General features: G+C 53.7%; 8 protein-coding genes. 6 read left to right on the top strand and 2 right to left on the bottom strand.

Going from position 1 to position 6562, the window contains the following annotated elements; all coding sequences use genetic code 11:
* From RCCS2_RS16990 to RCCS2_RS16965, 6 genes are all read left to right on the top strand, one after another.
* On the top strand, positions 1-831 hold an 831-nt coding region (locus tag RCCS2_RS16990; protein ID WP_037294458.1), incomplete at its 5' end, for an elongation factor Tu.
* Positions 832-993: 162 nt separating this feature from the next.
* Positions 994-2070: a hypothetical protein gene (locus tag RCCS2_RS16985; protein WP_008236564.1), complete on the top strand. Its 1077-nt coding sequence runs from the start codon at positions 994-996 to the stop codon at positions 2068-2070.
* A gap of 154 nt (positions 2071-2224) precedes the next feature.
* Positions 2225-2536 carry a 30S ribosomal protein S10 gene (gene rpsJ / locus RCCS2_RS16980; RefSeq protein ID WP_008236563.1) on the top strand — a complete coding sequence of 104 codons (312 nt, stop codon included), beginning with the start codon at positions 2225-2227 and terminating at the stop codon, positions 2534-2536.
* A 12-nt stretch (positions 2537-2548) separates the two neighbouring features.
* Positions 2549-3400 carry a 50S ribosomal protein L3 gene (rplC, locus tag RCCS2_RS16975; protein ID WP_008236562.1) on the top strand — a complete coding sequence of 284 codons (852 nt, stop codon included), beginning with the start codon at positions 2549-2551 and terminating at the stop codon, positions 3398-3400.
* A complete protein-coding gene (rplD, locus tag RCCS2_RS16970) occupies positions 3400-4020 on the top strand; it encodes a 50S ribosomal protein L4 (protein WP_008236554.1) in 621 nt (206 codons plus the stop codon). The genes rplC and rplD overlap by 1 nt, the downstream gene beginning before the upstream one ends.
* Positions 4017-4313 carry a 50S ribosomal protein L23 gene (locus tag RCCS2_RS16965; RefSeq protein WP_008236551.1) on the top strand — a complete coding sequence of 99 codons (297 nt, stop codon included), beginning with the start codon at positions 4017-4019 and terminating at the stop codon, positions 4311-4313. Before rplD ends, RCCS2_RS16965 begins: the two co-directional genes overlap by 4 nt.
* Before the next feature lie 166 nt (positions 4314-4479).
* Here RCCS2_RS16965 and RCCS2_RS16960 read toward each other — a convergent pair whose 3' ends face one another.
* Together RCCS2_RS16960 and RCCS2_RS16955 are read right to left on the bottom strand one after the other, a co-directional pair.
* Positions 4480-5247, bottom strand: a complete 768-nt coding sequence (locus RCCS2_RS16960; protein ID WP_008236544.1) for an amino acid ABC transporter ATP-binding protein — start codon at positions 5245-5247, stop codon at positions 4480-4482.
* A gap of 15 nt (positions 5248-5262) precedes the next feature.
* Positions 5263-6561, bottom strand: coding sequence for an amino acid ABC transporter permease (locus RCCS2_RS16955; RefSeq protein WP_008236543.1), 1299 nt, complete (start codon positions 6559-6561; stop codon positions 5263-5265).
* Position 6562: the final 1 nt, after the last annotated feature.

Genomic DNA, 6562 nt, shown 5'->3' with positions numbered 1-6562 from the left:
CTGCTGGGCCGTCAGGTGGGCATCCCCTACATGGTTGTCTACATGAACAAGGTTGATCAGGTTGACGACGACGAGCTGCTTGAGCTGGTTGAGATGGAAATCCGCGAGCTGCTGTCCTCATACGAGTACCCTGGCGACGACATTCCTGTGATCCCGGGTTCGGCTTTGGCCGCAATGGAAGAGCGTGATCCGGAAATCGGTGAAAACTCCATCCGTGCGCTGATGGCGGCTGTGGATGAGTATATCCCGACACCGGCCCGTGCGGTTGACCTGCCGTTCCTGATGCCGATCGAGGACGTGTTCTCGATCTCTGGCCGTGGTACTGTTGTGACGGGCCGTGTTGAGCGTGGCGTGATCAACGTGGGCGACGAGATCGAAATCGTTGGTATCCGCGACACCACGAAGACGACCTGTACTGGCGTTGAAATGTTCCGCAAGCTGCTGGACAGCGGCGAAGCTGGCGACAACATCGGTGCGCTGCTGCGCGGTGTAGACCGTGAAGGCGTTGAGCGTGGTCAGATCCTGTGCAAGCCGGGTTCCGTGAAGCCACACACCAAGTTCGAAGCCGAAGCCTACATCCTGACCAAGGAAGAGGGTGGCCGTCACACGCCGTTCTTCGCCAACTACCGCCCACAGTTCTACTTCCGTACAACTGACGTGACCGGCACGGTTGAGCTGCCAGCGGGCACAGAAATGGTGATGCCGGGCGACAACCTGAAGTTCAACGTCGAGCTGATCGCACCGATCGCAATGGAAGACGGCCTGCGCTTCGCCATCCGCGAAGGCGGCCGGACTGTTGGCGCGGGCGTTGTGTCGAAGATCGTTGAGTAACCCGTAGGTCGGGGCCTGCCCCGACTTCACGTGACAGAACATACGAAAGGCCGTCTCGAAAGAGGCGGCCTTTTTGTTTTTCGTAAAAGTTGTGTTTGGCTAGAGGCTTGACGACGAAATATGAATAAGAAATGCAAGTACAGGTAGTATGGAGGCGGCAAGATGAACGATGAAATTGATGCGGTAGATAAGCCGCCGATTTGGGAAGCATTTTGTACTGCGCTCGGTGCCGAGTACCGAGAAGCAACTGAGATTGTTGGTGCGAGCGGTTTGGTACATCCTATTCAAGCTTTGGGAATTGATGAAACTAAGAACCGTCTTATCGTTGTTTCCGGTGATTACAATCCACGCATAGCCGCCATGCTGCGCGTCGACATACAGCAGACGTTACCAAATATGCGGGTTCTGGTAGCACGTCCTATGGCTTTGGATTTAGCGCATACTGCAAGAAAGGCCTTTTTCTTGCCAAACGGCAGTCTGGACGCTGCAAAGCTGGTTTCGGTAGCATCTTTAAATAGTTCGCCAGGTACCGAGGAAGCTATGAAAGAGCAATTAGTCGGCGTATTCGGCGAACCGGCTTCTAAGATGTGGCGAAACGCGCAGCGCAGCACGCTACCAACCAGCAATCACATGTTTAATCTGATTGAGCAATTTCAGGCACTTGATTGGGATAATATGTTTAGTGGCGATGAGACGAGTGATCTAAGCCAGCTCTTTATAAATGTACTAACTCAGTTTTCGATGACGGACACGTTGGCGGCCGATCGTGAACACGGCATTTGTCCAGTGCCTACTTACGAGTTGTCAGAAAGCGATTGGGACTTGTTCGGGACGACGAAAAATATCGAAGAGGTACAGAGTAGACTAAAAGACCTTCAGATATATCAGTACTTCTTTCCTCCTGCGGATAGTCTCGCTCTTGGTTTGATCGATAGAGGAACTACAAATCAAACAGCAATCGGTACTGGGTTTGATTTAACTGCCGCGCAGGGCCATGAAGTATCCAAGAACTCAATTTTAGAAGAAACTCTGGGGATCAATGAGATGATGGAGGCACTCAAATCAAAAGGATATATCATGGAGGGCGAGTTCACTATGGAGTTGACCGAGGAGGGAAAGACTGTCCGAAAAACAGTCAACATCCGCCCGAGCGAAGGACTGATAGCGCGTATCTCAAAGATAGTGTCTCTGAAGATGGACCTGAATCTAAAAGATATACTAGGATCCAAAGGGCAATAACCCTTTACACCTCCCCCGACTCCCCCTATAGCACCCCAATCCAACAAGGGTACGCCACGCGTGCCCTTTATACGTTGGACTAAAGACGCGATGAGGGCTTTGGATGAGCCACGGTCCTCCTCTCCGATCTAGGCCCTAATCAAAGGGTGATGACATGGCAGCCAGCCAAAACATCCGTATTCGCCTTAAGGCGTTTGATTTCCGGGTGCTTGATGCAAGCACACAGGAAATCGTCAGCACAGCAAAGCGCACAGGCGCAAGCGTGCGTGGACCGATCCCACTTCCAAACAAGATCGAAAAGTTCACCGTTCTGCGTGGCCCCCACGTTGACAAGAAATCCCGCGATCAGTTCGAGATCCGGACGCACAAGCGCCTTCTCGACATCATCGACCCAACACCACAGACCGTGGACGCGCTGATGAAGCTCGACCTGGCTGCCGGTGTTGACGTTCAGATTTCTGTATAAGGAGTTTCACAGATGCTCCGTACAGGATTGATCGCAAAGAAAGTCGGCATGACCCGGCTTTTCATGGAAGACGGCAAGCAGATCCCTGTAACCGTTCTTTCCCTCGAAAACCTGCAGGTTGTGGCACAGCGTACTGCTGACACCAACGGCTACACAGCTGTTCAGCTGGGTGCAGGCAATGCTAAGGCGAAACGCACATCCAAAGCGATGCGCGGTCATTTTGCCGCTGCTAAAGTAGAACCCAAGCGCAAGGTTGCTGAGTTCCGCGTTGCCCCTGAGAACATGATCAATGTGGGTGAGACGCTGACAGCGAACCACTATTTCGAAGGTCAGTATGTTGACGTTTGTGGTACATCTATCGGTAAAGGTTTTGCCGGTGCGATGAAGCGCCACAACTTTGGTGGTTTGCGCGCGACACACGGTGTTTCGATCTCACACCGTTCGCACGGTTCCACTGGCCAATGTCAGGATCCGGGTAAAGTCTTTAAAGGGAAAAAGATGGCCGGTCACATGGGTGCGGCGAAAGTCACAACCCAGAACCTGCAAGTGGTTAAGACAGATGCTGACCGTGGTGTCATCATGGTGAAAGGCGCTGTACCAGGCTCCAAAGGTGGCTGGGTCACAATCAAGGATGCGGTCAAAAAGCCGACACCTGAGAACGTGATTTACCCTGCTGGTCTGAAATCTATGGCCGAAGAAGCAGAGCGTTTGGCCGAGGAAGCCGCAGCAGCCGCAGCCGCTGAAGAGGAAGCCGCCGCAAAGGCCGCAGCCGAAGCGGAACAGGCCGCCGCAGATGCAGCAGAAGCTGAAATCGCAAATGAAGCCTCGGCAGATGATGCCGCGCCAGAAGAAGGTGATAAATAATGAAGGCTGATGCAATCAAACTGGACGGCAAGAAAGCTGGTTCCGTCGAATTGAACGACGAAATCTTCGGTCTTGAGCCGCGCAAGGATATCCTGCACCGCGTCGTCCGCTGGCAGCGTAACAAGGCAATGCAAGGCACGCACGATGTGCTGGGTCGTTCCGAAGTGAGCTATTCCACCAAGAAGATCTATCGCCAAAAAGGCACAGGTGGCGCGCGTCACGGCTCTCGTGGTGCGCCGATTTTCCGTGGTGGTGGTACTTACAAAGGGCCAACACCCCGCAGTCACGCCCATGATCTGCCAAAGAAGTTCCGCAAGCTGGGTCTGAAGCATGCTTTGTCTGCAAAAGTTGCAGCGGGTGAGCTGGTGATTGTCGATGACATCAACGTCAAAGACAGCAAGACCTCTGCTCTGGCGAAACAGCTGGGCAGCCTGGGCTGGAAGCGCGCGCTGATCATCGACGGTTCTGAAGTCAACGCTGACTTCAAAAAGGCCGCCGCCAACATCACAACCATTAACGTGCTCCCCTCACAGGGTGCCAACGTTTACGACATCTTGCGCAGCGACACACTTGTCCTGACCAAAGCAGGTGTCGAAGCTCTGGAGGCTCGTTTGTCATGAACGCCAAAGCAGAACATTACGATGTGATCCGCAAGCCGATCATCACGGAAAAAGCAACAATGGCTTCTGAAGCCAATGCCGTTGTTTTCGAAGTGGCGATCGACGCCAACAAACCGATGATCAAAGAAGCTGTTGAAAGCCTCTTTGGTGTGAAGGTCAAAGCAGTCAACACATCCATCACCAAAGGTAAAGTGAAGCGCTTTCGCGGGTCATTGGGTACACGCAAAGACGTGAAGAAAGCCTATGTGACGCTGGAAGAAGGCAACACAATCGACGTATCGACTGGTCTGTAAAGACTGACGTCGGATGAATTGAAAAAGGCCCTCGGTGCGAACCGGGGGCCTTTTTTGTTGCTGCGTCTGCTGTTTGTTAGCCAGGTCCTTTGAGGTAACCCTGCCCCCATCCAAATAAAAAAGCCCCGGTTTTTGCCGGGGCTTTTGCAATACGCTTTGACCAGTCTTAGTGGCCCAAAATCTGGCTCAGGAACAACTGGGTCCGGTCGGATTTGGGGTTGTTAAAGAACTCTTCTGGTTCGTTTTGTTCCACGATCTGGCCTTGGTCCATAAAGATGACGCGGTTAGCGACCTGACGGGCAAAGCCCATCTCGTGCGTCACGCAGAGCATGGTCATGCCTTCCTCGGCGAGTGAGATCATGGTGTCGAGCACCTCTTTGATCATTTCTGGGTCAAGCGCCGATGTGGGTTCGTCAAATAGCATGATCCGTGGCTTCATGCACAACGAACGCGCGATCGCCACACGCTGTTGCTGACCACCAGACAACTGACCGGGGTATTTGTCGGCCTGTTCGGGGATCTTGACCTTCTCAAGGAAGTGCATCGCGGTTTCTTCGGCTTCCTTCTTGGGCGTTTTACGCACCCAGATCGGGGCCAGCGTGCAGTTTTCAAGGATCGTCAGATGCGGGAACAGGTTGAAGTGCTGAAAGCACATGCCAACCTCTGACCGGATCTTGTCGATGTTCTTGAGGTCCGAGGACAGCAAGGTGCCATCCACGACAATCTTGCCTTGCTGGTGTTCTTCCAGCGCGTTGATGCAGCGGATCAGCGTGGATTTACCGGACCCTGAGGGGCCACAGATCACGATCCGCTCACCCTGATACACCGACAGGTCGATGTCGCGCAACACGTGGAACGAGCCATACCATTTATTCATATTCTCAATGGTAATTGCCAGCTCGTCCGAGACTTGGAGTTTGTTTGCTTCGGCCATTTGATCAGCCTCCTATCATCGGTGGTCGGTTGCGAGCCTACGCTCCAACCATTGTGAGTATTGTGAAATGCCGTAGCACACGACGAAGAAAAGAACCGAGGCCGCCATAAACAGCTCCCAATACACGCCGTTCCATTCGGTTGACGACAAGATGGGACCGCGGATCATGCCCAGCAGATCGAACATCGAAATGACCGAAACCAGCACGGTGTCTTTGAACAGACCAACAGCGACGTTCACGATGCCCGGGATCGAGATTTTGAGCGCTTGCGGCAGGATGATCAGGCGCATCGCCTGCGCATAATCCAGCCCAAGGCTGTCTGCGGCCTCGTACTGTCCTTTTGGCAAAGCGGCCAAGCCACCCCGGATCACCTCGGCAATATAGGCCGCCGAGAACATGGTGATCATGATGATCACCCGCAAGATCAAATCGAACGTCGTGCCCGGCGGCAAGAAGAACGCCAGCACCACGTTTGCCACGAACAGCAAGGTGATCAGCGGGACGCCGCGGATGAATTCGATGAAGACCACGCAAATCCATTTGATGATCGGCATGTCCGACTGACGGCCCAGCGCCAGCACGATACCCAAAGGCAGCGACAGCGACACGCAGACCACGCCAAGGATCATGTTCAGCATAAAGCCACCCATGTTACGCGACGCGACAGCCTCAAGAAACGGCTCTGCCGGGGCGATGGCATCAACAATGTATCCGCCGATGAACCACGTGATAAACGCGGCAATCACACCCCCGAAAAAGCCCATTGCAAAGCTGTCTTTCACATAGCGGCTATAGACCAGATACCCCACAACAACGCCCGCTAGTGCGAACAGCGGTGTATAGATCGTGCCACCCCAGATCAGCCAGAAGGCAATGAAGGGATACAGCCCTGTGAAGATCAGCATTTTGCGCGGCAGATCAAAGAACATGACCGGCGCTGCCGCAACAAACAACAGGATAAAGGCAAGGCCCGGACGCCAGTAAAACTCGGTCGGGTAGCTGAACCCGAACAACAGCTGGTTCCAGCGTTCCGAAATCACCGAGAAGCAGGCCCCTGTTGCACCGTCAAGTGCCGTGCGGCACTCTGCCAGCGAATCCGTGTTCCAGATGCCGTTTGCCATCCAAGGTGCCACAAAGGCCACCAGAAGGTAGATCACGTAAAGCGATACCAGTGTCAGGATGCTGCTGGGAATGCTTGAGAACAGGTTCTGTTGCATCCATTTGACCATGCCCGTTTCACCGGGTGGCGGTGGCAATTCTGGCAGGGGTTCGGTGCGGACGAAAGCGACTGAATGCGCATGTGTATCTGACATA

It is taken from the genome of Roseobacter sp. CCS2, assembly GCF_000169435.1.
Classification (GTDB): Bacteria; Pseudomonadota; Alphaproteobacteria; order Rhodobacterales; family Rhodobacteraceae; genus Yoonia.
Note: the sequence above shows the minus strand (reverse complement) of the source record. Positions and strands in the feature narration are given on the sequence as shown.